Consider the following 543-nt stretch of genomic DNA (forward strand, 5'->3'; position numbering starts at 1 on the left):
TCGCCGCTTGGCCTTTGGTTTACGCAACGTCATTCTCAGGCTTCTACTTAGCAATGATCCTGACGCTAGCTGCACTTTGGCTTCGTCCTCTGGGCCTAGATTACCGCTCTAAGATCGAAGAGCCAAAATGGCGTAATACTTGGGATATCTGTATCTCAATCAGTGGTTTTGTTCCGCCAATCATCTTTGGTGTGGCGTTTGGTAACCTTCTACAAGGTGTTCCATTCCAATTGAGCGAGTTTTTGATGCCAACATACCATGGCTCATTCTTTGGTCTGCTAAACCCATTTGCTCTGCTTTGTGGTCTGGTTAGCTTGTTCATGATTTTGATGCAAGGTTCTACTTGGCTACAAATGAAAACAACGGGTGAAGTTCACACACGTGCTCGCAACGTTGCTCAAATCACGGGTCTACTAACAGTGGTTGCGTTTGTTGCTGCAGGCTTCTGGGTTCAAAACATTGACGGTTACGTGATTGTTGGTGGCATCGACACAAACGCAGCTTCTAACCCTCTAAACAAAGAGGTAATCCGTGAAGCTGGTG

1 protein-coding gene is annotated in these 543 nt (G+C 46.4%); it reads left to right on the forward strand.

Going from position 1 to position 543, the window contains the following annotated elements:
• The coding region (gene cydB, locus R7Z50_RS30390; protein ID WP_318150136.1) for a cytochrome d ubiquinol oxidase subunit II at positions 1-543 on the forward strand (543 nt) is incomplete at both ends.

The organism is Vibrio sp. 1249-1, from assembly GCF_033340495.1.